The organism is Flavobacterium limnophilum (genome assembly GCF_027111315.2).
Lineage (GTDB): Bacteria > Bacteroidota > Bacteroidia > Flavobacteriales > Flavobacteriaceae > Flavobacterium > Flavobacterium limnophilum.
In genome coordinates this window covers 837,928-862,130 of the sequence record NZ_CP114289.2, presented here as the reverse complement: position 1 = coordinate 862,130, position 24,203 = coordinate 837,928, and the positions used below count along the sequence as shown (strand labels likewise).

Genomic DNA, 24,203 nt, shown 5'->3' with positions numbered 1-24,203 from the left:
TGTGGTTTATGGTTTTTGGTTTATAGTTGTTCAACAACAAACTACAAACCAAAAACAACAAACTTATTTACATTTTGATAAAATTTCTTTCACTTCGGTCTTGCAACTTCCGCAACCCAATCCGGCGCCTGTTGTTTTGCATAATTCAGTGAAATTGGTCACACCGCTTTTGATGCATTCTTCAATATTTCCGCTTCCCACTTGGCTACAAGAACAAACTAGTTTTCCTAAAACGGGTTTCGCTGTCGAACTTCCCCTCAACAACCTATTTCTTTTGTCAGACAACTCAATTTTGCTTTCAATCATTGTTTTGAATTCGGCAAATTCGGCTTTATCTCCCATTAAAATCGCACCAACCAGCAAATCATTCTTGACAATACATTTCTTGTAATATCGCTTTTTCAAATCGGCAAAGACAATTTCCTCATACGAATCATCGTTCTCAGGCACTTCAATTTCGCCAATACTGCACAAATTGATGTCTTCCAGCTTCAGGATATTCATCAAAACCGAGCCTTTGTAAAAACTGCTGATGTCGCCTGCCATAAAGTTAGCCAAAATATCGGCTTGCTCTTCGGCAGCAGAGGTAATTCCGAATAATTGATTGTTGAATTCCGCTATTTCGCCAATGGCAAAAATATTGGGATTCGAAGATTGCAAATACTGGTTTACTTTCACGCCACGTCCGCAAGAAAGCCCGGATTCTTTGGCAATTTCTATGTTTGGAATGGTTCCAATGGTGTAAACAATGGCATTGGCAGTAATAATTCGACCACTTTTCAGGGCAATTTCCAATTCGTTTGCATTGTCCGTTTCGAATACGGTATTGACCTCATTGTCAAAATAAATTTGAATATCGCGAAGTTGAACTTCCTCGGCCAATAATTTACTTGAAATTCGATCCAACTGACGCTCCATCAAACGGGAAGCACGTTGAATTATGGTGATTTTTACTTTTTTATGTTTCAAGGCTGCCGCCAATTCCAATCCCAACAACCCGCCACCCACGATAACCACGTGTTGTTCATCGGCAGGTAAATTAGTGCTGTCCAAATACTCTTTTAATCTGTCGGCATCGCTTTTTTTTCGCATCGTAAAGCGTCCCGGCAAATGCAATTGGGCATTTTCAGGCACAAATGGTCGGCTTCCAGTGGCTAAAATCAAGGAATCAAAAGTGTGTAAATCGCCTTTGCTGTCGAGAATGGTGTTCTCTTTGGCATTGACATTGTCAATCGAAACATTCGATTTCATCGTGATGCTCAACCTGCCTAGCGCTTCTTCCTTGATTTTCAAAAGCTGCTCCCAAGTAAATTCTCCCGTCATGTATTCCGGCAATAAAACTCGGTTATAGAACGGATTTTCCTCGTTCGAGAAAACAACAATTTCATCGGTCTTGTTGATTTCCCTGTAGTTTTGAATGAATCGGAAAGCAGCTGCTCCCGCTCCAACCACGGCTATTTTCTCGAAAGGTTTCACGTATTTGACCACCGAAACCGTCGTATATTTAAAATCGGGTTCTTTCGAAACGGGATCGACAATGGTGTTGGTCAAGTTATTGGTTCTATTCAAATCGTTTTCTAATTGTTTTCCCCAGTGCATCGGCAAGAAAACCACTCCTTCACGAATCGTATCCGAAACCTTGGCTTTCACTCGAACCGTTCCGTTTTGGCTAGTTACCACAACAATATCTCCTTCTTCAATTTTTGCTTTGAAGGCATCAATGGGGTTTATTTCCAGTACCGGACTTGGAATATGCGACATCAATCGAGATACTTTTCCCGTTTTGGTCATCGTGTGCCATTGATCCCGAATACGTCCCGTTGTCAAAATGAATGGAAACTCTTCATTAGGAGCTGCCGAAGTATTTTCGATAGCCGTCGGGATATTGAAAATCGCTTTTTGCGAAGGCGTAAAGAACTTTTTGTCAGCAAACAATCGCGGTGTTCCCGGATGTCCATAATCGGGAACCGGCCATTGAAACGTGCCTTCATTTTTGAGACGGTTATAATTCAAAAAGGAAATATCAATGTTGGTTCCTTTTGTCATCAGGCAATGTTCTTTATAAATATCTTCCGTCGTATTGAAATTGAAACCCGGAAAATTCATTTTTTTGGCAAAACGCATCAAAATATCCACGTCTGAAAGCGCTTCTCCCGGTGCATTGATGCCTTTTGGCAAATACGAAATTCTTCTTTCGGAATTGGTCATTGTTCCCTCTTTTTCCAACCAACCTGCGGCCGGCAACAATAAATCGGCAAACTTTGACGTATCCGAGTTGTGTGAAATATCTTGAACGACAACGAATTTGGCATTCGCCAAGGCTTTTTCCACTCTTCTAGAATCGGGTAAACTCACTAAAGGATTGGTACAGATAATCCAAATTGCCTTCATTTTTCCGGATTCCAAAGCTTCGAACATTTCGGTGGCGGTCAATCCCGGTTTTTCGGAAATACCGTCAACTCCCCAAAAATCGGCCACTTCTTGACGATGAACCGGATTATTTAATTCTTTGTGAACCGCCAATAAATTGGCCATTCCTCCTACTTCACGACCACCCATTGCATTGGGCTGGCCTGTTAAAGAAAAAGGACCTGAACCTGGTTTTCCAACGTGGCCCGTCAATAGAGAAAGATTTAATAAAGCCGTGTTTTTATCCACTCCAATCGCACTTTGATTCAATCCCATTGCCCAAAGCGAAATAAATCCTTTGGCTTTTCCTATGATATCAGCAGCTTGTTTGATTTGATCTACAGATATTCCACAAATTTTAGAAGCTTTTTCGAAAGAGCTGGATAAAACCAAGTCTTTATATGCATTGAAATTTTCGGTATGGTTACTCACGAAATCTTTATCGGCATAGCCTTTTTCGATTAGTCTTTTGGCCAAAGCGTGGTACAAAACAATATCGGTTCCGGGAATAATTTGCAAATGCAAATCGGCCGCCAAAGCTGAATCGGTTTTTCGTGGATCGACCACGATGATTTTTACTTTCGGATTTTTTTCCTTGTGTTGTTCCAATCTTCTAAAAAGAATCGGATGGCACCAAGCAGGATTGGCTCCCGTAATCAAAAACGTATCCGCCAGTTCGATATCATCATAAGCAATGGGCACCGAATCTTCACCGAAGGTTTTCTTGTAACCCGCCACCGCCGAACTCATGCACAAACGAGAGTTGGTATCTATATTATTGGTCTTCAAGAATCCTTTTACCAATTTGTTTACCAAATAATATTCTTCGGTAAGACATTGTCCCGAAATGTAAAACCCTACACTGTCTGGACCGTATTTTTTTATTATGGAGGAGAATACCGCTGCAGCACGATCCAATCCGGCATCCCAACTTACGCGTTCCATGGGATGTGATTTACTCCATCTCATTTCTGGATACAGGATTCTGTCTGAAGTATCGTTAACCACGTAATGAAGATTCATTCCTTTGGAACAAAGCATGCCTCTATTCACTGGATTGTCTTTATCTCCGGTTACGGCAACTCCATTTTTAGCATCATTAGTTACTACAATTCCGCATCCTACACCACAATAGGAACAGGTCGTTTTGATTTCTGAATTTTGCATTATACTTTCTTTATTAATGATGGAAGTCCAACTTGTCGACTTGTTCTCTTTTCGAAAGTGTAAAAATAAGTATTTTTACGTATAAATACGTATGAATCGAATATTTTTTTATAAATTTGTTCAAAATAAATTCCTGGAGTAAATTCAGTCAGTACTAATTAAAGATTTTGTCGATGAAAGAAGAACTAGCCAATTGCACAAGTTGTACCAATGAAAATTGTTTTATCAAAAAACACATTCACTTGGAGCAAATGAAAAATTACATTGATAAAAAACGCAGTTTTGTTTGCAAAAAAACCCAACAATTCATCATTGAAGGTGCGCCAATACAAGGCCTCTATTTTATCTACAAAGGAAAGGTAAAGACCGTAAAAACAGGCATTCACGGCAAAGAACAAATCGTTCGATTGACCAAAAACGGCGACACTGTTGGCTTCAGGGGTTTTGGCACCAGCAAGCGCTACCTCATTGGCGCTTATGCTCTTGAAGATACTATTTTGTGCAATTTCAGCAACGAAGACATGCTCGAAATTCTTCACAACATTCCCGAATTCACCTATGATTTAATGCTTTTTTATGCCGAAGAATTGAATAAAAGCGAGAACAACATTCGAAAAATTGCCCAAATGAATGTTCGAGAAAGAGTAATCGACACCTTATTATACATCCATCGAAAATTTGGACAAACAAACGGTGTCATAGAGCTGGATTTATCCCGAAAAGAAATAGCCGATTTCGCCGGAACCACCGATGAACAGGTGATTAGAGTGATTTCAAGTCTGAAAAAAGAAGCCCTTATCAAAACCGTGGGCAAAAAAATTGGCTTGGTCAATGTCGATAAATTAAAAGCCGAAATCAGGGAACATAAGTAATTCTTGCAATAAAACTTCTCTTCGCATTCACTTTTTCCTCTAAATAACACGTAGTCTTCATCTCTGAAGGCTATTTTTTTTGGCTTCTTTTTGAACAAATTTTCTTTTTTCAAGTATTTAAAAGACAAAAACTAAACTTACTTAGAGCAAAAAAAATCATTTATACGTATTTTTTACTAAAACCACCACAACGTAACCCCTTGATATAATTGAGTTAATTTGAATTTCCTGTCAAAAAGCAGAAAATAAACAGACTTAATCACGCTATTTTTTGGGTTAAAAAGCTATTTTCATCTGCATTTTACGTAGTTTATAAGTATTAATACTTATATAAGTTTGCAATGTACTTAATCAAAACAATTACAAACAAAAACAAACTACTATGAAAATCACAAAAACAATTTATCTATCATTATTAGGACTGGTAACGGGAAATGCATTTGCGCAGGAATTTAAAACTGATATTCAAATTAGACCTCGTTATGAATACACCAATGGATTTGGCACTTTAATAACTCCAACTACAGAACACACCTCTTTCATAGGAAATCGTTCTAGAGTAAATTTAAATTACACTGATGGCAAATTAAGTGTAAAACTTTCACTTCAAAACATCAGCACTTGGGGAGATGTAAGTACCACGACACTTTCTAGCAAAAATGGAGTAGCTGCTTTTGAAGCGTATGCAGAATACAAATTCGCAGAGAAATGGAGCACAAAATTAGGTCGTCAAGTATTATCTTACGACAACCAAAGAATAATAGGCGGATTGGATTGGGCAACACAAGGTCGTAGTTTTGATGCTGCTTTAATCAAATACAAAGGCTCTAAAAGCCAATTGGATTTAGGATTTGCATTGAATGCCAATTCCGAAGCCAAAGTAGCCCCTGCAACACCTTATACAACAGATATTTTTAAGGACATGCAATATGCTTGGTACCATTCCAATATCAAAAAACTAAATTTTAGTTTATTGGCCATGAACGTGGGAAGAGAATTCTTAAAAACCCCAACAGAAATAGGATTAAATTATTTCCAAACTTTCGGAACCTATGCTAAATATGACGGGAAAAAACTTGCTATTGATTATAGCTTATATGGCCAAACCGGTAAAATAGGCAACAATACCGTATCGGCTTGGGAAGCAGCTGTAAATTTAGGATATGCATTTACTCCAAAATTTAAAGCGACTTTAGGATATGAATTCTTGTCTGGTAAAGATCAAAATTCAACATCTACAGTGGTGAAATCTTTCGCCCCTTTATTTGGTACAAACCACGCATTTAACGGTTTTATGGATTATTTCTACGTGGGCAATCACGCCAATTCAGTAGGTTTAAATGATCTTACATTAAAACTAGATTTTCCTATCAAAAAAGTGAATTTGTCCATTGCTCCTCACCTTTTTTCAGCTCCCAACAAAATCGTTTCTGGTGGTGTAGAACAAGATTCATACCTAGGAACAGAGGTTGACGTAACGGCGGTTTACAAAGTATACAAAGACATTACATTAATTGCTGGATATTCTCAAATGTTTGCTTCGGACTCAATGGTTGTTTTAAAAGGTGGAACAGGACTAAACGACGCCACAAACAACTGGGCTTATTTGATGGTAAACATCAACCCTCAAGTTTTTTCAACAAAAAAATAATTAAATAATTTATTAAACAATTAGATATGAAAACATTAAAATCAAACCAAAAAGCAATAACAAAATCAATTTTTGTTATGTTGATAACTATCAGCTCTATTTTTTCAACTGTTAGTGCTCAAGAGCCTATAAAACTGGGATTTATTCCACTAACCGATTGTTCACCAATCGTTATGGCAAAAGAATTGGGATTATTCAAAAAATACGGTGTAGAAGTAATTGTTACCAAAGAATCATCTTGGGCCAATGTGAGAGATAAAATCTTGACTGGCGAATTGGACGGAGCACATTGTTTGTATTCCATGCCTTTTTCAGTGTACACTGGCGTTGGAGGAAAAGCAGGATCTGAAATGAAAATTGCTATGATGTTGAACGTAAACGGACAAGCCATATCACTTTCAAATGATTTTTGTGGAAAAGTAGGTTTCAAAGATATGGCTAAAGCAGGACCTGTTGTAGCTTCTAAACTAAAAGCCGAAAAAGAAGTAACATTCGCCATGACTTTCCCGGGTGGCACACACGATTTGTGGTTGCGCAACTGGTTGGCATTGGCAAACATCAATCAAAAAACCTCTAAAATAATCACTATCCCACCTCCTCAAATGGTTGCCAACATGAAAGTAGGCAATATGGACGGATTTTGTGTTGGTGAACCTTGGGGAGGAGTAGCTGCAATGCAAAAAATAGGATTTACCCAAATTGCATCTCAAGATATTTGGAAAGATCACCCTGAAAAAGCGTTGGTAGTCAACAAAGATTTCAGTGTACAAAGAAAAGCAGATTTAATTAAAGTAATGAAAGCTATAATGGAAGCTTGTATCTGGCTAGATGTTCCTGCCAATCGTAAAAAAACGGCTGATATTATTGGTAAAGCACCTTATGTAAATGCCAACAATGATGTTATCGAAGATCGATTAAACGGAGAATACAATCTAGGTTGCAATTTAGGCAAGAAAATATACAAAGGAGATCAAATGGCTTTCCATAAAGGCGGTATGGTAAACTTCCCACGCAAATCACATGCAATTTGGGCCATGGCACAATACGTACGTTTTGGATACTTAAAAACAGCTCCTGATTACAAAGCTATTGCCGACAAATTAATCCTTACCGATTTATACAAACAAGTAGCGGCAAGCATGAAAGTAAAAGTACCTGCTGACGACATGAAACCGTTTTCACTTACCATGGACAAAACAGTTTTCGACCCAGCAAATCCAGCTGCATATTTAAAAGTGGTTAAAAAATAAAGGATGAAATAGCAGTCGCATTCCTCTTCACATGGAGGAGGAATGGCGATTGATTTTCAAAACAAAATAAAGATTAAAGATTAAAAACTAATTAAAAATTTATTGCCATGTCAGATAAAAACACACTAACATTAGATGCATTAGATTCATCCATCGATGTTGCAGCAGAAACAAAAAAGAGTTTTTTAGAAGAAAATTACAAATTAAAAATAGCTTTAGAAAGCATTTTTGAAAAATCAAAATCAATCTTGTTTGCAGGTATTGGTTTGATAGCTTTCGGTGGATTTTGGAGTTTGTTGAGCGCTTATACCGAGCAGGCACTTCCTGGCCCATTAGCCACTTTGACCGTATTGAAAGAAATGTTGAGCGACCCTTTCTACGATTATGGACCAAACGACAAAGGAATTGGATTGCAATTATTCGTTTCCATCAAAACGGTTCTTTTAGGGTTTTCATTGGGTTCGTTAGTAGCCATTCCAATCGGAATTTTAATTGGAGCCAACACTTTTTGTAAACAAGTTTTTTATCCAATCGTGCAATTATTGAAACCAGTATCGCCTTTGGCTTGGTTCCCAATTGGATTGGTAGTTTTCAAAGACACAGGATTGGCAACCATATTTATTGTTTTCATTACTTCGTTGTGGTCAACGCTTATCAACACTTCTTTTGGAGTGGCATCCATTCCGCAAGACCATAAAAACGTGGCCAAAGCTTTTGGTTTTTCTAATATGAGATATTTGACCAAAATATTGATTCCGTATAGTTTGCCCCACATCATTACAGGATTGCGTTTGAGTATCAGTGTGGCTTGGTTAGTAATTGTAGCAGGCGAAATGTTGTCTGGTGGAGCTGGAATTGGGTTCTTCGTATGGGACTGTTGGAATGCTTTGAGTCTAGAAAAAGTAATATCGGCCATTCTAATCATTGGAATCGTGGGATTACTTTTTGATAGAATATTCACTTACTTCGAAAACAAAGTAGCTTACAAAGCTTAATTCTTTCAAGTGCTTAAAGCTGTTTAAAGTTTAAAGTCGTTTAAAATGGTTTAAAATATTAGAAAAACCTAAACACTTAAACTTTTAAACCTTTAAACTCTTAAACCTCCAAACAAATTTTAAAAAACATACGATTATGAGCTATCTAGAAATCAAGAACTTGGAAATCTCTTTTCCAACTCCAAAAGGAAAATACACTGCAGTAAGAAATATTAATCTTTCCATCAAAAAAGGGGAAATAATCTCCATAATAGGTCACTCCGGTTGCGGAAAATCAACCATCATGAATGCCATTGCCGGAATGTTGACACCAACGGGAGGAACAGTTGAACTGGACGGAAAAACCATAAAAGGGCCAGGGCCAGACAGGGGAATCGTGTTTCAAAACTACTCTTTGTTACCTTGGTTGTCGGTACATGAAAACATTTTTCAGGCAGTGGATTCCGTAATGGATTGTTCCAAGAAAGAAAAACACGACATCGTGGATCATTATCTAAAAATGGTGAACCTACTTACACACAGAGACAAATTACCGGGACAATTATCCGGCGGAATGAAACAAAGAGTCGCCATTGCCAGAGCTTTTGCCATCAATCCTGGAGTTTTGTTGTTGGATGAACCATTCGGTGCCTTGGATGCTTTTACCAAAAGTTCGATGCAACTCGAAGTGTTGAAATTATGGAACCTTAATAACAGGGACAAAACCATCATCATGATTACGCACGACATCGAGGAAGCCTTGTTTTTGTCGGACAGAATCGTGGTTTTGAATGATGGACCCGCTTCCACCATCAGGGAAATTGAAGATGTGCATTTGCCAAGACCCAGAAACAAAATCGAAATCGTGAAATTACCTGAATACATTGAACTCAGAGATCGATTATTACACCTATTGACCGACAAATTCTCTATCGAAGATATGGGAATGGTCTATAAAAGTTAGTTTTTTAATTACTTTGTTTAGTTTATATCCCCGTAATGATATGGCATTACGGGGATATTTTGGTTAAATAATTTATACAATCAAACCCTAAATATTATGACAAATACAATTTTTGATTTCGTAGGAGATACTGTCGGCGACTGGAAAGTTTCATCAATGACAACAATCAAAGGCAATTCATTAGCCTCCGTTTCACACCTAACAAAAGTTCCTAAAGAGGAATTGGTACAAACTGAAACAGGAATTTGGACACTGAAAGGAATTGTCAGCCATTTGCGCTACACCGAAAAGGAAGACAAAGAGAAATTGGTTGCCGTTCAACAAGATCTTGGCAGAGCAAATTCTACTCTTGCCGCCTTTATTCCCATCCGGAAATCGGAAGCTTGGTGGAACTTGGCGCAAGACGAACGCCGGAAAATAATGGAAAACAAATCCCGACACACCCAAACCGGAATGAAATACCTGCCCGCCATTGCCCGGAAGCTGTTCCACTCCAGGGATATTGGCGAACCTTTTGACTTCCTGACCTGGTTCGAATATGCCCCTGCCGATGCCGATGCTTTCGAAGAACTTTTGGATGCATTAAGAAAAGCCGAAGAATGGAATTATGTGGAGAGGGAAGTTGATATAAGATTGGTGAAAACAGTTTAGCTATTGCATTCAAGAAGCCGACTCCCAACTATAGACTGACCCCAAAAAGTTAGACACTATTTGGGGCACTTTTTTAGGGTACCACAACCTAGGCTTATCTATGGCTTTGAGTGGGCTTTGGGTGGGAGTTGACTCGACAACGTATCATCGGTGAATCGTCCAGAAATAGTGATTCAAAGAAAGAAAATCATAAAAATCTAAATCTTTTTATTGAGTACAATATGTATTTACTGAATTGTAAATACATTTATTTTATTCTTTTTTCTTTTTGCTTGTTTCTTTCATTATTTCTCTTAAATTTGTAACCATTGTGTAAGGTTAAACAATTTGGTTATGAGTGAATATATGACGCTTTCGGAAACTTCTGAATACATTGGAAAAAGCAAAGAAACTTTAAGACGTTGGGACAAAGAAGGCAAATTGACTGCTGTTCGTGAACCCATGAGCAATTATAGAGTTTATCGAAAATCAGATGTTGATACTCTATTTGCGGATTTTTTAGAGAACGATAATGTTGAAGAAACCATTTCAAATTATGTTGAACCCCACAATGAATATACCGTTTTAGAATTATTTGCTGGAGCAGGAGGATTAGCCGTTGGAATGGAAAAAGCTGGACTAAAATGTGTGGCTTTAAACGAAATTGACAAATGGGCTTGCCAGACTTTAAGAAAAAACAGGCCGAATTGGAATGTTCTGGAAGGTGATATAAAATCTTTTAGTTTTTCAGAATACGAGAATAAAGTTGATATCGTAACTGGAGGATTTCCTTGTCAAGCGTTCAGTTATGCAGGGAAAAAATTAGGTTTGGCCGATGCCAGAGGAACCTTGTTTTATGAATTTGCCAGAGCTGTCAAAGAAGTAAATCCACCCATTTGTATCGGGGAAAATGTTCGAGGTTTGTTAAGCCACGAAAACGGCAAAACATTACAAGGAATGATTTCCATTTTAGATGAAATAGGTTACAATGTTGTGCCAATTCAAGTTTTAAAAGCCATTCATTTTAATGTTCCCCAAAAAAGAGAACGATTAATATTGGTTGGAATTCGAAAAGACATCGATTTAAAATATGAATATCCAAAACCATACAAAAAAATATACAATCTTAAAGATGCTTTGAAAAAAGGAGATTTATTTGATTGCGATGTACCAAAATCAGAAGGTTCGAAATACCCTCAAAGTAAAATTGACGTTTTGGATTTAGTTCCACAAAAAGGATATTGGAGAGATTTACCATTAGAAATTCAAAAAGAATTTATGGGTGGAAGCTTCCATCTTGGTGGAGGAAAAACCGGAATTGCCAGAAGAATCGGTTGGGATGAGCCTTGTTTGACCTTGACTTGTAGTCCTGCACAAAAACAAACCGAAAGATGTCATCCCGAAGAAACTCGACCATTTACCGTAAGGGAATATGCGAGAATTCAAACTTTTCCAGACGATTGGAAATTTGAAGGTTCCATCGCCCAACAATACAAACAAATTGGAAATGCAGTGCCTGTCAATTTAGGAAAAGAAGTTGGCTACTCAATTGTAAAATTTTTAAACAGTTATTACAATTTATCAAAACCTAAATAGTAACTGTAATTTTCAAAAGTGATTTGGTCTAAAATTGTTCTTTTTGAAGTTTCAGTTTCAACTTTGATTTCGTCCAAAGCCGAATTTTCTTCAGCAGATTTACTTTTTTCAATTGAATTTAAATAATCATTTACAGCAATTGGAAGGTTTTTATATAATTGAAAAAGAGCATTGTGTTTTCCTGAAAGCAAAGCATAAAATTGGTCTCCAGAAATTTTGTAAACTCTACTATGACTATATTCCTTACCATTGATTTCGCCTTTCCAAAGTTCACAAAAGCTACTTTTTGCCAAAATTTGCACCCAATAACATTTTGATTTTTTATAAGTATCTGCATACCTAGACAACTTTTGAAAAAGAGCTTCGGCAGAGCTGCTATTCATTGTATTATGCTTATTTTTAATATCAGCAAACAAAGTATCATCTTTAGCTTTAATATCAAATCCACTTAAATTGCCAACTTCAAAACCTACAATTCCTCCCAAAATTTGTTCGTGAAAAGTTCCAATAGAATTATTTATGGACTTGTCAATTTGCCTTAAAATTTCAGCCTGAATCAAAGTTTCTTCATCAATGTCATTGAATTTTGCATCAAAAGTGAGTTTAATAGTATCCACTTTATTGCTGTAAAAATTCTTCTTGGTGATATTGTTTTTAGCTTTCAAGTATGCTTTGTGAAGATTTGCCACACAGCCCAAAAAATGTTCATCCGAAATAAAATCTACATACTTGTTTTTCATAATAATTGCAATAGGATTATTTCGCTAAAGTAGTGATTTTTCATTCGTTTTTTAAACTCCTATTTTTAATTATTGGACAATCCCGACCACACAGATATATTCTCTCAATATTAGTGCAGAATCGCATTAGCCAAATTATACACAAAAAAAAACAATACTTTTTTGACTAAGCACTATGCAAAAATACGTCGGCAGGAATACTAAAATAATTTTTCAATTTTTGGGCCATTTTCAAAGTGATTTCCCTCTTTCCGGAAAGGATTGCTGAAACGTGGCCTTTACTTCCGATTATGGGCTCCAAATCTTTTGCTTTCAATCCCATTTCCTGCATTTTGTATTTTATAACTTCCAGAGCGTCGAGTTCCGGTAATTGGTAATGTTTTTCGTCATAGTCTTTTATCAAGACAATCAACAAATCCAACTCGTCATTTTCAGGCGTATTGGGTTCCGCATGAAAAATTTCCATCATGCGAATGGAAGCGCTGTTGTAATCTTCTTCTGTTTTTAATACTTTCCAGTCCATAATTATTATTATTTATCCATTAAAATTGTGGTGTCGAATGCTATTGTTTCAACATTGATTTTATCATAAGCTGCGTGTGTTCCAAACCAAATTACATAGCAAGCGCCTTGCAGAAAATTTATTGAAACCACTAATCGAAAATCATTCCCTTTGATATTAAAAACTACTCTATTGCTATTTACAATACTTGCACTTCCATAGACGTTTTTTAATTCATTAAAATTATTGAATTCGTACTTAGAAAATTCGTGATACCAAATTAATAACTGCGTTTCAGCAATCGGATATTTTTTGATATAAAATAAAATCGTTTTCTTTACCAAGATTTTCATAAGGCAAATATAACTAAAAGTTTTCATTTTGCAAACTTTACTATTTCAACATAAAAGTTATTCAGCACTACCGCCAACAACGAAACCCGTGTTGAACAAAACGAGAATACTATATCTATTTTTACACAACAATAAAACACATCAAAACATGAAACACATAATTGCAAGTATCCTTTTATTGACCGTTGGTTTTAATGGATTGGCACAACAAGCAGTTCCAAAAGTAAATGTAACCGATCAAGAAAAAACACTAAACTCCCAATGGCAAGGCAAGCGCTTGGCTTTCTTGGGCGATTCTATAACTGACAAACGCCGTGTTGGAACTACTTATGTTTATTGGGAATATCTAAATGAATTGCTGGGCATCAACTCTTTTGTATATGGCATCAGCGGCAATCAGTGGAATGACATTTACAAACAGGCGGTGAAGTTGCACGACGAAAAAGGAACCAACATTGATGCCATATTGATTTTTGCTGGTACGAATGACTATATGCACGACACGCCGGTGGGGGAATTCTTTACCGAAACAACAAAGCAAACCAACTTCAACGGCAAGGAAGTGACACGTAAATACCGGACTCCCATCCTGAATGATTCCACCTTTTGCGGACGGATCAACAAAGCGATGTCGTACTTGAAGAACAATTTTCCGCAGCAACAAATTATCATCATGACTCCCATTCACAGGGGCTATGCCAAGTTCAACGAAAAAAATGTGCAACCGGACGAAAACTATGCCAACGGTCAAGGATTGTATATTGATTCCTATGTTGCCATTTTGAAACAAGCGGCTTCCTATTGGGCAGTTCCGTTGATCGATCTCTATTCGACAAGCGGCCTCTTTCCAATGGCGGATTCCCATTTGCAATACTTTCATAAAAAAGACACGGACAGGTTGCATCCCAATGCGCTTGGGGATTACCGATTGGCAAAAACCATTCAATACCAATTATTGGGATTGCCTTCGGGTTTTGTTACGGAATAAGTTCAGTTATTAGGATTAACATTAAATCAAAAAAGCCTTTGAACTCAATCAAAGGCTTTCTTGATTTTAACTTATTTTATTATTTTCTGGAAGATTGACGCTCCATAACTTTAGACAAGTCTGGTTGTTTTTCGTTCATAATTTTGGTTACTGTTCTGTGCATCCAAATCAAACAAATAGACGATAAAATCAGTATGAATATCCAAGAACTGGACCAAAAACCGGTACTGGTCAATAAATATCCAAAGATGATTGGCCCGAAGAAACCTCCCAATCCACCTATCATACCTACCATTCCTCCCACTACACCCACTTCGGTCGGGAAATATTCCGGGATGTGTTTGTAAACTGCCGCTTTTCCGATTCCCCAAGAAATACCAATCAGGATAACCAAAACTAAATACACCCACATATTGGCACTAAAATGAATGGCGGTAACTCCTTTGGCCAACAATTCTTTTTTCTTTACTTCTTGGTTTTCTTTGACAACTACTTCTTGCCAAGAATTTTTGGTTGGAAATATGGAATTTTCAAGAGGTTTTTCTACTTTTTTATTGATTGCAAAGTCTTTCTCTCCCACTTTTACATTGGTTTCGGAAACTTCGGTTACTATTCCTTTTTTTCCTGCCATGACACCGGGACCAGCCGTCGTGATGTCCATTTTTGGCACCATCAACAAGGCACTTAATATTACCGAGGATGATAAAACCCAATACATTACTTTTCTGGCTCCAAATTTATCGGACAAATAACCCCCAAAAGCACGAATTACTCCCGATGGCAAACTAAACATCGTGGCAAACATTCCTCCCATTACCAAACTCGTTTGATAAACATTCATAAAGTTGGGCAATAACCATTGTGCATAGGCTACGAAACATCCAAATACCAAGAAATAGTAAGCTCCAAATCGCCAAACTCGAACACTTTTAAGAGAACCCAGCATTTGAGAAACCGTTTTGGTGTGGTTTTCAATCTTTTTATTTTTGGTAAAAACCAAGAATAAAACTCCAATTACCAACAATGCAATACCATATATAACCGGCAATATTTTCCAACCATTTTCTGGATCTTCTATCGAAAAATGATTCAATAAAGAAGGTGCCATAAAGGTTGTAATAGCGGCACCCGCATTTCCCATTCCGAAAATTCCCAAGGCTCTACCTTGCCATTCTTTTGGATACCAAATAGAAGTAAATCCAATACCAACGGCAAAGCTGGTTCCCACCATTCCAAACAAGAAACTTAAAACCGCAAACATAAAAAAGCTGTCGGCCAAGGGAAGTAAAAACAAAGGAATGGAACAAAGGAGCAATAAAAAAGAGAAAACATATTTTCCGCCATATTTATCGGTAAGCATTCCTATTGGCAAACGCATAATGGAACCCGTTAAAATTGGAATTCCCAAAAGCCAACCTACTTGTACAACACTCCAATTGAAAATTCCGTTGTCAACCAAAAAGGTAACCAACACTCCATTTAGGGTCCAGCAAGCAAAACATACCGTAAAGGCAAGGGTATTCAGAAATAAGATTCTGTGAGATTGTGATAATGAGTTTGTAGTTGTCATAATACTTATATTTTTTTGACAAAAATAAGTACTAATACTCAATAAAAACCTGTGTTTTCGCAGATAATTAAAAATAATTACGTATTTATACTTAATTTTATTTTACAAGTACATCTGATAAAAATTTAAATGTTATCGAATGCGAACAGAAAACGTAAATGAACTTAGGAACGAATTTCGTACTCTAAATGTGCCGTTAGCGGTTGTTGCTCTTTGTCAATACTACGTTTTTGCTTTTTTGAAAGCCAGTTGAGGTACCAAAAGACAATTAGCGGCACTGCAAAAAGCTGGAAAATAAAAATCACTCCCGACAAAAATCCCCCTACTTTTTCTCCGCCAGCAATAATTAAAAGTTGATTGCCTAAAGGGCCTTGTGAAAAAACGACCGTACTAATTAAGTTCCATCCGAAATGAAGTCCAATGGGCAAGTATAATGATTTTGTTTTTGCAAAAGCCATTGCAAACATAAATCCCCAAATGCCGGTCATACAGAAAAGAATCATCATCTGGACTGGATTTCCAAAAGCTTCCATTGAAAACCAATGATAAACTCCAAAGGAAATTGCAGATATAATGCAAGCTTTTTTTGCTCCTAACTTTTGGATAGCTATGTAAAGTAACGCTCCTCTAAAAATTAATTCCTCGTATAAAACCGAAACGATTGTCCATCGAGAACTTATTGCCATTTTTAGTCCAGTAAAAGCTTCGTTGACAGTCCAGTTATTATCAGCAAAAACTGTAAATGACATATAATAAATAATACCACAAATTACAGCTGCCAAAAAACCAAATAAAAGATTGAGAAGTCTTGATTTAGTAGGTGTAAAGCCTAAAACAGAAAGATGCTTTTTGCTAATAAACCACAGCAAAAGCCATGAAATGATTAATTCTACTAAAATTCCAGCCATAATCTCAAGATTAAGTTTTAATAAAATAATTCGGAGTTGTTTATTTACAATAACGGTTAAATATAACTTATCAATAAACAATAATGGCTATACAGTTGTATTCAGGGATTTTATCAAGTAGAATTATAAAAGCGAATACTCGGTCGCCTTATTCGAAAGTTCCATCAGGTTTTTTACTTTCAATTTTTTCATCAAATTAAAACGATGCACTTCTGCGGTTCTTTTACTGATATCCAAAGCTTCTGCAATTTCTTTGTTTCCTTTTCCGGACAACAACAATTTCAAGATTTCTTTTTCTCTTTTGGTAATCATCATGTCCTCGTCCAAGGATTGTTTGGATTCCGCTATTGCAGCCCCAGGATTACTGAGTTGACCAATTAATATGGATGAAATGTCGCCACTAAAGTATTTTCCGCCATTGGCAACGGTATGAACTGCTTTCAGAAATTCTTCTTTGCTGGAACCTTTCAAAAGATATCCATCGGCACCGGCTTTGATGGATTTCAAGACATATTCTTCGGATTCGTGCATCGAAAGCATCACGATTTTAACCAAATTATTTTGGCTTCTCAGTTTTTCGACCACTTCAATTCCTGTCAAGTTAGGCATACGAATGTCTAGAATCAACAAGTCGGGTTGTTCGGTTGCTACTATTTTCAGGGCTTCCAAACCATCTGTTGCTTCACCAACAACTTCTATGTTGGCTTCATTTTCCAATAATGATTTGATGCCGTCTCTCACAAATACATGATCATCAGCCAAGACAACTCGAATAGTAGCACTCATAACTTACTTAATTTTAAATTTAATTATTACGTATATAAACATAAAAAACTATGCTAATATACGTATTTTTCAATTATAATAACAAGATTTTTTCGCCTTGACTTTCTGCCTAATTTCTTTAGATGGGAATATTGAAGGTAATTCGGGTTCCTTCACCGGGAATAGAATTGATAAAAACACGCCCGTTGATGTATTGAATTCTTTCTTTCATGAAAAGCAAGCCCATCCCCGATTCGCTATTTCTTTTTTTCTCGGCTTCGGCAATGTCAAATCCTTTTCCGTTATCGTCGATGGTGATGCTCAAAATATTGTTGCTGTGCGAAAGTTGCACGATAATATGTGTGGAATCGGCATATTTTATGGCATTGTTGATGGCTTCCTGCGTCAACCTGTAAATGTTTATTTCAATCAATGAATCCAGTCGTTGGTCGAAATTGGACTTGTTGTAAAAAAGAATGTTTTTGCCCGTCAATTTTGACAATTCCTGGGTCAATTTTGACAAAGAAGAAACGATTCCGTGATCGCTCAATTCTGGCGGCATCAGGTTGAAAGTGGCGGTTCTTACCCCTTTAATGATGTCTAAAGCCAATTTTTTGAGGTATTCTATTTTCTGGGCAGACTTTTCCTTGTCGTCCAGATTGATACTTTCGAGACTGAATTTCAACCCGGTAAGCATTTGCCCGATTCCGTCGTGGATTTCCTTGGCAATTCGGTTTTGTTCGTTTTCCTGGTTTTCGACAATCTTGCTCGAAATCACTTTTTGCTGATTGATTTTGTCGGCCACATTTTCGTTGTTCAATCGTTCGACTTCTTCTTCGGCTTTCTTGCGTTCGGTGATGTCAAAACAAATTATCAACAACTCGGATTCCTCTTTTTTGATGGTCACGGGAACCATAGACATATCGAGCCAAATCAAATCCCCGTTTCTATTGGTAATATTGAGTTCTCCCTGCCAACCGCTTTTTTGTCTTTGGGTAATAATCCGGTCAATGGCCACTTGCTCCTTTTCGATTGGAGTCAGCACCTGCGAAAAAGTTTTGTCGGAAAGAAATGGATTGTACAACAGCAGCTTGGCAAATTTCTCGCCAATGTGAATCAAGGAACCATCAGGCGCAACACGACAATAAAGGAGCGTGTTTTCCATGGCATAATTAAGCGATTTCAATTCCTTGACGGAGTTTTCCTTTGCTTCACTTATGACTTCGGTATCGTGAGCCAGTTTCAATGCTTTTTTCTCGGAGACTAAAAGTTTCGAGATGAGTTTTTCCACTTTTTTATTGGTCGGCTTGAAAATAAAAACGAATTCCAACAACAAAACCAACATGGTAAACAGCAGAATTCCGTACTCGGTTTTGCTTTGCAGCGTTACCTTTTCGAGAGCTTCCTTGTCGTATTGCCCCACAATATCATTCATTTTCTCCAGAAAAACAGCAGCATTTTTTAGAATAATTTGAACCAATTCCTGATTTTCTTTTTCCTTGATTCCCAATTTTTTATTCTCCAGAAATGCTGTTGCCGCATTGAGAATATTGTCAAAATTAGGCTTAATGGCCACAAACAAATCGGAAAGCGCCTTGCTTTTTTGTTTTGGAAAACCGAGGCTGTCGTTTCCATTTTCCAAGGCATATTGGTTGAATTTCCAGAGTTGGATAATTTCATTTGCCTGATCAATTTCTTTTTTGTTATTTGTGGGATCGGCAATAAAATTCAAGATCAAGATTTCCTTGGTCAACTTCTGGCTGACCATTCTTTGTTTTCCCGAAATATTGATGATTCGGGAATCGCTCAACTGGCTGTGAAGATTGTGTTGTATCAACAACTGGCTCAAGAGTACCGTAATCGCAATGGTCAAGAGGGCGAAGATGTACAATCGCCTTAAATTCTTGAACGAAATATCGGCAGATGCCGTGCTGCTAGTCATTTTTTATCCGTTTTTAAAGTCATTTTCGTTTACCATCTCCTCAATCATTGGTTTTATCTTACTTTCGTTTTAATTAGCAGTTCTACGCAAATCACAGATAGAATGTCAGCATTTTTTTTTCTCCAAAGTTAAATTTACCAACCTTTTTGAATTGGATTTATTTCAAAATCATAAATCATTGTCGATATGTCAATTTGAAACCATTCTTTAAACATTTTGTAATTTCTTTTTTGAGGCCATTCCTTTTTATTGGTGTGCCAAGACGTTAGTTCAAATGTAAATAGTTTGTCGAATTTTTTTGCTAGCCAAGAATCAATTTCTTCGATATCTTCACTGATTAAATAGGTTCTGGTTTCTTTTATATCATTCAGATCTTCGGGATACAAATTCGAACACCAATCAATAAATGGCTGCAATGGTTTGACGATAATGGCACTGCGATTAATGTAATTTTCATCATAATCACCAGCGGTATCTCCTTGATCAAATTGTTCGAACATCGACTTTAAATGGGCATCTTGTTCTTGGGTAGTTATTTTTAAAATAGGATCCTCAATTGTTTCTTCTAAATCATAATCTACAATAAAATTAGTAAACTCTTTAAAATGACTTATTTTGTAATCGATCATTCTATTCAACAAAGCTACATTTATATCACTATCTTTTAATGCATCAGGTAAATCGTCATTTTCTTCTTCTAGCAGCAATAATTTCATATTGGCAGCATTCCAGGCATTTATACCAAATTCAATAATATCTTCGTAAAATTCTGCATCTTTAAAATCGTCAACAAAAGGCTCTAAAAATTTTTCTAACAATTGCGAATATTTCACACCCGTATTGGGCACTACTATTTGGGGTTTATCAAATAAATTAATGACTTTGTTTTTCATAGTATGTCATTTTTTAGTTTCATATTAAAACATCCGTCTAAACATTTTAATTATGAGCAAGTTTTAAAAGTATTGGAAGTGAAAATGTTTTTTTTATCAGACATGAATTGTGATTGTATATCTAAAAAAAAGTGATTTTTAGGATTGACAGTATTTTTAACTAAAATACCGTATTACAACCCAAGTGAATCTTTTATCAACTGAAGATTTGCCTCGGTATAGTTTATTTTCAAGGCTTCTTGATGACCGGCCTCGGACATTTTGTTCCAAGTTTTCAGGATGATGTTTTTGAGTTTTTCCGTGTCGTGTTTTTGCACGAACGAATCGAGGTAAAATTCGAGGAACACGAGACAAATTACGTCTTCCAACAATTGGGTTTCGGCGTCTTTCTTGAGTAATTTTTTTTCGACAAGGAAAGAAACGCGATCAATGAATTCTTGAGAATAACCTGCTTTTGCCAAGATTTCGCCAGTGGTTTTGGCGTGGAATTTCTTTAAATCTTCGCGCCATTTCAAATAACCCACACGATCCATCGGATAGGTTTCTCTTGGCATTTTCCAGCGACAGATGTGCTGTGCTTTTGTGGCAATCTGGACTTCTTCGGAAGCATTTGGATGAAAACTCATCAGCCTTTCATACATTCGATTCGAATATAAAAGCTCCTTTGGATAGGTTTGGGATTGGTATATTTCTTGGTTTGGATCTTGGGCATTTTCTGCGTCAATCCATAGACTTGCGTTCTGAAATGGTGTCATTATAATTCGAATTGTTGAAATTCAAAGATACACATTTATTCCAAAAAGCCAACGAATACTTCTCCATCCACCACTTTCACGGGATAAGTGGCTATGGAATAATCTTCTCCGTTAAGGTTTGATCCATCCACAAGCGAGAAGGTTTTTTTGTGCATTGGACAAGCAATTTTTGGCACTCCATCGGCTGATCCGGTCATTCCTCTAGACAAAACCATTTCCATTTTGTGCGGACAGGCATTTTGACAGGCATACCATTCGTTTCTTCTTTCGAAGTTGAAAACGGCAATTTGTTTGTTTTTGTATTTGATGCAACCTCCCCTATTGCTGGGAAAGTCTTTCAAGGTTCCGGCTTTGAACCAAACATTTACGTCTTCTACGGCTACTGATTTGTATTGGCTTACTATGTTTTCCATGATTTAAGTATTTGATATCTTTCCCCTACTTCAACGTTTTTTATGATTGCGAAAGATCCTAAAAGTGTTGAAGTAGCTTTGGAAAGAATTTTATTAATTAATTTATTACCAAGGTTTAGGCATTTTTTGGTCTCTTAATCCCACGTATTCGATGTTGTCGTCTTTCTCGTCAGAATTCACGAAGTGGCTGAAACGTTTCATCAATCTTGGTTTCTCAAGAACTTGTTTCCACTCACATTCAAAAGTCCCAACCAAGGCTTCCATTTCGGCTTCCAAAGTGGCACAAATACCGATACGGTCGTGAATGATTACTTCTTTTAGATAATCCAATCCTCCGTCCAGTTTTTCCAACCAAGTCGAAGTTCTAACCAATGGTCCTGCAGTGCGGATGTAATACATCAGAAAACGATCCATATATTTGAAAACAGTTTCTTTGTCTATTTGTTCGGCCAAAAGTACGGCGTGTTTTGGGTTGGCACCACCGTTTCCACAGATGTAAAGATTCCAGCCACCTTCAACGGCAATCAATCCAAAATCTTTTCCCCTGGCCTCGGCACATTCCCTGATACAAGCCGAAACTCCTCCTTTTAATTTGTGCGGAGAACGAATTCCTCGGTAACGGTTTTCCAATTCGATGGCCAAGGTGGTACTGTCGTCCATTCCGTAACGGCACCAAGCATTGCCCACGCAACTTTTTACGGCTCTCAATGATTTTCCGTAAGCGTGGCCGCTTTCGAAACCATTTTCGATTAGTATTTCCCAAATTTTGGGCAAATCATCCAATTGGGCTCCAAACAAATCGACACGTTGCGCTCCCGTAATTTTGGTGTACAAATCAAATTGCTTGGCCACTTCACCGATTACAATCAATTTCTCGGGAGTAATCTCGCCACCCGCAATTCTAGGCACGACAGAATAGGTTCCGTTTCGTTGAATATTGGCCAAGTAGCGGTCGTTTGTGTCTTGGGTGGTAACGTGTTTGTTGGCCGTGTCGTTGTAAATACTCGAAAAAATGGAAGCCACGACCGGCTTGCAAACCTCGCAACCATCGCCGTTTCCGTGATGATCGACAACTTCGTAGAAATTAGTGTATTTGTTGATTTTTACAAGATCAAATAATTCTTGTCTGGTATAATTAAAGTGCTCGCAAATGCTTTCTTTCACTTCCTTGCCAATTGATTTCTGGGCGGCTTTTACCAAATCAACCACCATTGGTTTACAACCTCCACAACCAGAAGTAGCTTTGGTTAGTTTTACCACATCACCAAATGTATTGGCAGTTCCGTCAATAATTGAACAGCAAATAGAACCTTTGGTCACATTTTCACAAGAACAAATTACGGCAGAATCCGGCAAATCAGAAGCACTTCCAAAAGAAGAAGCTTCCCCTCCTCTTGAACCCAAAATCAAGTCTTCCGGGTTTGGCGGCAATGCCATGGCATTACTGTAAATTTGGAACAATCCATTGTAATCGGATGAATCACCTACCAATATTCCGCCCAAAAGTGTTTTTCCGTCCTTGGTAACATTGATTCTTTTGTAAACTCCGCTGAATTTGTTTTCATAAACAATGGCGGTTACTTCGTCATTTTCAATAAATGGATCTCCAAAACTCGCCACCTCAACACCAATTAATTTCAACTGGGTCGACATGTCGATGGTTTCCCTCATCAACTTTTCGTTGCCAAGAATCTGCTCGGCAGCCACATCGGCCATTTCATATCCTGGAGCCACCAAACCATAAATCATGTGGTTGTAAAGTGCCACTTCACCAATCGCATAAATATTTGGATCGGATGTTTGCATTTTGTTGTTTACGACAACTCCTCCTCTAACACCTACTTCCAATCCTGAAACTCTTCCTAGTTCATCACGAGGTTTAATCCCTGCAGAAACCACCAACATATCCACTTTGAGCAAATCATCGCCCTCGAACATCATTCCCGTAATAGCGTTCTCTCCTGCAATATATTGAGTTGATTTATTGAGATGGATACCAATATTGAGTTCCTCGATTTTGGATTGCAACATGTCACTCGCTCCTTTATCCAACTGTCTTGGCATCAATCGAGGCGCAAATTCCACCACGTGGGGATTCAATCCTAAATCACGTACAGCCTTGGCAGCCTCAAGTCCTAACAATCCTCCACCCAACACGGCAGCTTCAGTAGCCCCTTTTTGTTTTATTTTTTTGGCGTAAGCCATAATCGCATCTAGATCTTCGATGGTTCTGTACACAAAAACCCCTTCTTTATCCACACCTTCGATAGGGGGAACAAAAGCGGCAGAACCGGTTGCCAAAACTAAGTAATCGTACTTATGCGTTTTTTCTAAATGAGTATGAACAGTCTTTTGCTCTCTATTAATATCCGTAATTAACTCGGAAGTATTTAAAATAATATTGTTTTCTTCATACCAATTTGATGTAGACAACGACAAGTCATCAGCGGTTTTACCCGCAAAATACTCGCTCAAGTGCACCCTGTCATAAGCGCGTCTCGGCTCTTCTCCAAAGACCGTGATTTGATAATTTTCACTTCCCTTTTTTGTGATGAATTTTTCACAAAACTTGTAACCTACCATGCCGTTTCCGACTACTATTACTTTAATCATAACTCATTAATTAAGTATTACGAAGCAAATATAAGTATTAATACTTATGTAAATACGTATTTTTTAATTATTTTTTATAAATTATTAAAAAAGCATTTAAAACCAATGAAATATAACGGAATGAGATAAACTTATTCGTATGCAAAAAAGATTAAAAAAGATATAATATTTTTGTTTTCAAACTACTTACAACACAGTTATTACAAATAAAATGAGCAACAATGAAGTTTTTTGTTCCTGAAAACTGA

At 37.2% G+C, this 24,203-nt stretch carries 20 protein-coding genes; 8 read left to right on the top strand and 12 right to left on the bottom strand.

What is annotated here, in order from left to right:
* Window positions 1-63 precede the first annotated feature (63 nt).
* Complete coding sequence (locus OZP13_RS03435; protein ID WP_281298678.1) at window positions 64-3,576, bottom strand: nitrate reductase; 3,513 nt, start codon at window positions 3,574-3,576, stop codon at window positions 64-66.
* A 173-nt stretch (window positions 3,577-3,749) separates the two neighbouring features.
* Here OZP13_RS03435 and OZP13_RS03430 point away from each other — a divergent pair, with 173 nt between their 5' ends.
* The 7 genes from OZP13_RS03430 (at window position 3,750) to dcm (ending at window position 11,513) form a co-directional block, all read left to right on the top strand.
* Window positions 3,750-4,448, top strand: coding sequence for a Crp/Fnr family transcriptional regulator (locus OZP13_RS03430; RefSeq protein WP_281298677.1), 699 nt, complete (start codon window positions 3,750-3,752; stop codon window positions 4,446-4,448).
* A gap of 382 nt (window positions 4,449-4,830) precedes the next feature.
* Entirely contained in the window at window positions 4,831-6,099 is a 1,269-nt protein-coding gene (locus OZP13_RS03425) for an alginate export family protein (protein ID WP_281298676.1), read from the top strand.
* Window positions 6,100-6,125: 26 nt separating this feature from the next.
* Window positions 6,126-7,349, top strand: coding sequence for a CmpA/NrtA family ABC transporter substrate-binding protein (locus OZP13_RS03420; RefSeq protein WP_281298675.1), 1,224 nt, complete (start codon window positions 6,126-6,128; stop codon window positions 7,347-7,349).
* 107 nt (window positions 7,350-7,456) lie between these two features.
* Window positions 7,457-8,344: a nitrate ABC transporter permease gene (gene ntrB / locus OZP13_RS03415; protein ID WP_281298674.1), complete on the top strand. Its 888-nt coding sequence runs from the start codon at window positions 7,457-7,459 to the stop codon at window positions 8,342-8,344.
* Between the two features lie 136 nt (window positions 8,345-8,480).
* Window positions 8,481-9,287, top strand: coding sequence for an ABC transporter ATP-binding protein (locus OZP13_RS03410; protein WP_281298673.1), 807 nt, complete (start codon window positions 8,481-8,483; stop codon window positions 9,285-9,287).
* Between the two features lie 96 nt (window positions 9,288-9,383).
* On the top strand, window positions 9,384-9,938 hold the full coding sequence (locus tag OZP13_RS03405; protein ID WP_269242378.1) for a chlorite dismutase family protein: 555 nt from the start codon (window positions 9,384-9,386) through the stop codon (window positions 9,936-9,938).
* Window positions 9,939-10,271: 333 nt separating this feature from the next.
* Window positions 10,272-11,513, top strand: a complete 1,242-nt coding sequence (gene dcm, locus OZP13_RS03400; RefSeq protein ID WP_432419466.1) for a DNA (cytosine-5-)-methyltransferase — start codon at window positions 10,272-10,274, stop codon at window positions 11,511-11,513.
* Here dcm and OZP13_RS03395 read toward each other — a convergent pair.
* The 3 genes from OZP13_RS03395 to OZP13_RS03385 all read right to left on the bottom strand — a co-directional run bounded on the left by OZP13_RS03395 (window position 11,489) and on the right by OZP13_RS03385 (window position 13,135).
* The gene (locus OZP13_RS03395) at window positions 11,489-12,178 is read right to left on the bottom strand and encodes an Eco47II family restriction endonuclease (RefSeq protein ID WP_281298671.1); all 690 of its coding nucleotides are present in this window, start codon (window positions 12,176-12,178) and stop codon (window positions 11,489-11,491) included. The two genes, dcm and OZP13_RS03395, sit on opposite strands and share 25 nt — an antisense overlap.
* A 241-nt stretch (window positions 12,179-12,419) precedes the next feature.
* The gene (locus OZP13_RS03390) at window positions 12,420-12,776 is read right to left on the bottom strand and encodes a helix-turn-helix domain-containing protein (protein ID WP_281298670.1); all 357 of its coding nucleotides are present in this window, start codon (window positions 12,774-12,776) and stop codon (window positions 12,420-12,422) included.
* A gap of 8 nt (window positions 12,777-12,784) precedes the next feature.
* Window positions 12,785-13,135, bottom strand: a complete 351-nt coding sequence (locus OZP13_RS03385) for a type II toxin-antitoxin system HigB family toxin (protein ID WP_269242375.1) — start codon at window positions 13,133-13,135, stop codon at window positions 12,785-12,787.
* A gap of 121 nt (window positions 13,136-13,256) precedes the next feature.
* Between OZP13_RS03385 and OZP13_RS03380 the strand changes: the two genes are divergently transcribed.
* Window positions 13,257-14,096, top strand: coding sequence for an SGNH/GDSL hydrolase family protein (locus OZP13_RS03380; RefSeq protein ID WP_281298669.1), 840 nt, complete (start codon window positions 13,257-13,259; stop codon window positions 14,094-14,096).
* Window positions 14,097-14,175: 79 nt separating this feature from the next.
* On the opposite strand, the gene OZP13_RS03375 is transcribed toward OZP13_RS03380, so the two are convergent.
* The 8 genes from OZP13_RS03375 to nirB all read right to left on the bottom strand — a co-directional run bounded on the left by OZP13_RS03375 (window position 14,176) and on the right by nirB (window position 23,955).
* Window positions 14,176-15,666 (bottom strand): MFS transporter, encoded by a 1,491-nt coding sequence (locus OZP13_RS03375; protein ID WP_281298668.1) that lies wholly within the window; start codon window positions 15,664-15,666, stop codon window positions 14,176-14,178.
* A 164-nt stretch (window positions 15,667-15,830) separates the two neighbouring features.
* Complete coding sequence (locus OZP13_RS03370) at window positions 15,831-16,574, bottom strand: CPBP family intramembrane glutamic endopeptidase (RefSeq protein ID WP_281298667.1); 744 nt, start codon at window positions 16,572-16,574, stop codon at window positions 15,831-15,833.
* Between the two features lie 123 nt (window positions 16,575-16,697).
* Entirely contained in the window at window positions 16,698-17,360 is a 663-nt protein-coding gene (locus OZP13_RS03365; RefSeq protein WP_269242370.1) for a response regulator transcription factor, read from the bottom strand.
* 118 nt (window positions 17,361-17,478) lie between these two features.
* A complete protein-coding gene (locus tag OZP13_RS03360) occupies window positions 17,479-19,281 on the bottom strand; it encodes a sensor histidine kinase (RefSeq protein WP_281298666.1) in 1,803 nt (600 codons plus the stop codon).
* Window positions 19,282-19,415: 134 nt separating this feature from the next.
* Entirely contained in the window at window positions 19,416-20,174 is a 759-nt protein-coding gene (locus OZP13_RS03355; RefSeq protein ID WP_269242367.1) for a hypothetical protein, read from the bottom strand.
* 173 nt (window positions 20,175-20,347) lie between these two features.
* Window positions 20,348-20,932 (bottom strand): DUF4202 domain-containing protein, encoded by a 585-nt coding sequence (locus OZP13_RS03350; protein WP_281299422.1) that lies wholly within the window; start codon window positions 20,930-20,932, stop codon window positions 20,348-20,350.
* Window positions 20,933-20,964: 32 nt separating this feature from the next.
* Window positions 20,965-21,342, bottom strand: coding sequence for a nitrite reductase small subunit NirD (gene nirD, locus OZP13_RS03345; RefSeq protein ID WP_269242366.1), 378 nt, complete (start codon window positions 21,340-21,342; stop codon window positions 20,965-20,967).
* A 105-nt stretch (window positions 21,343-21,447) separates the two neighbouring features.
* Window positions 21,448-23,955, bottom strand: coding sequence for a nitrite reductase large subunit NirB (nirB, locus tag OZP13_RS03340; protein WP_281298665.1), 2,508 nt, complete (start codon window positions 23,953-23,955; stop codon window positions 21,448-21,450).
* Window positions 23,956-24,203 lie beyond the last annotated feature (248 nt).

Excerpts from the sequence above, each read along its gene's own strand:
- OZP13_RS03435 (WP_281298678.1), bottom strand. The coding sequence starts at position 3,576 with ATGCAAAATTCAGAAATCAAAACGACCTGTTCCTATTGTGGTGTAGGA.
- OZP13_RS03430 (WP_281298677.1), top strand. The coding sequence starts at position 3,750 with ATGAAAGAAGAACTAGCCAATTGCACAAGTTGTACCAATGAAAATTGT.
- OZP13_RS03425 (WP_281298676.1), top strand. The coding sequence starts at position 4,831 with ATGAAAATCACAAAAACAATTTATCTATCATTATTAGGACTGGTAACG.
- OZP13_RS03420 (WP_281298675.1), top strand. The coding sequence starts at position 6,126 with ATGAAAACATTAAAATCAAACCAAAAAGCAATAACAAAATCAATTTTT.
- ntrB (WP_281298674.1), top strand. The coding sequence starts at position 7,457 with ATGTCAGATAAAAACACACTAACATTAGATGCATTAGATTCATCCATC.
- OZP13_RS03410 (WP_281298673.1), top strand. The coding sequence starts at position 8,481 with ATGAGCTATCTAGAAATCAAGAACTTGGAAATCTCTTTTCCAACTCCA.
- OZP13_RS03405 (WP_269242378.1), top strand. The coding sequence starts at position 9,384 with ATGACAAATACAATTTTTGATTTCGTAGGAGATACTGTCGGCGACTGG.
- dcm (WP_432419466.1), top strand. The coding sequence starts at position 10,272 with ATGAGTGAATATATGACGCTTTCGGAAACTTCTGAATACATTGGAAAA.
- OZP13_RS03390 (WP_281298670.1), bottom strand. The coding sequence starts at position 12,776 with ATGGACTGGAAAGTATTAAAAACAGAAGAAGATTACAACAGCGCTTCC.
- OZP13_RS03385 (WP_269242375.1), bottom strand. The coding sequence starts at position 13,135 with ATGAAAACTTTTAGTTATATTTGCCTTATGAAAATCTTGGTAAAGAAA.
- OZP13_RS03380 (WP_281298669.1), top strand. The coding sequence starts at position 13,257 with ATGAAACACATAATTGCAAGTATCCTTTTATTGACCGTTGGTTTTAAT.
- OZP13_RS03375 (WP_281298668.1), bottom strand. The coding sequence starts at position 15,666 with ATGACAACTACAAACTCATTATCACAATCTCACAGAATCTTATTTCTG.
- OZP13_RS03370 (WP_281298667.1), bottom strand. The coding sequence starts at position 16,574 with ATGGCTGGAATTTTAGTAGAATTAATCATTTCATGGCTTTTGCTGTGG.
- OZP13_RS03365 (WP_269242370.1), bottom strand. The coding sequence starts at position 17,360 with ATGAGTGCTACTATTCGAGTTGTCTTGGCTGATGATCATGTATTTGTG.
- OZP13_RS03360 (WP_281298666.1), bottom strand. The coding sequence starts at position 19,281 with ATGACTAGCAGCACGGCATCTGCCGATATTTCGTTCAAGAATTTAAGG.
- OZP13_RS03355 (WP_269242367.1), bottom strand. The coding sequence starts at position 20,174 with ATGAAAAACAAAGTCATTAATTTATTTGATAAACCCCAAATAGTAGTG.
- nirD (WP_269242366.1), bottom strand. The coding sequence starts at position 21,342 with ATGGAAAACATAGTAAGCCAATACAAATCAGTAGCCGTAGAAGACGTA.
- nirB (WP_281298665.1), bottom strand. The coding sequence starts at position 23,955 with ATGATTAAAGTAATAGTAGTCGGAAACGGCATGGTAGGTTACAAGTTT.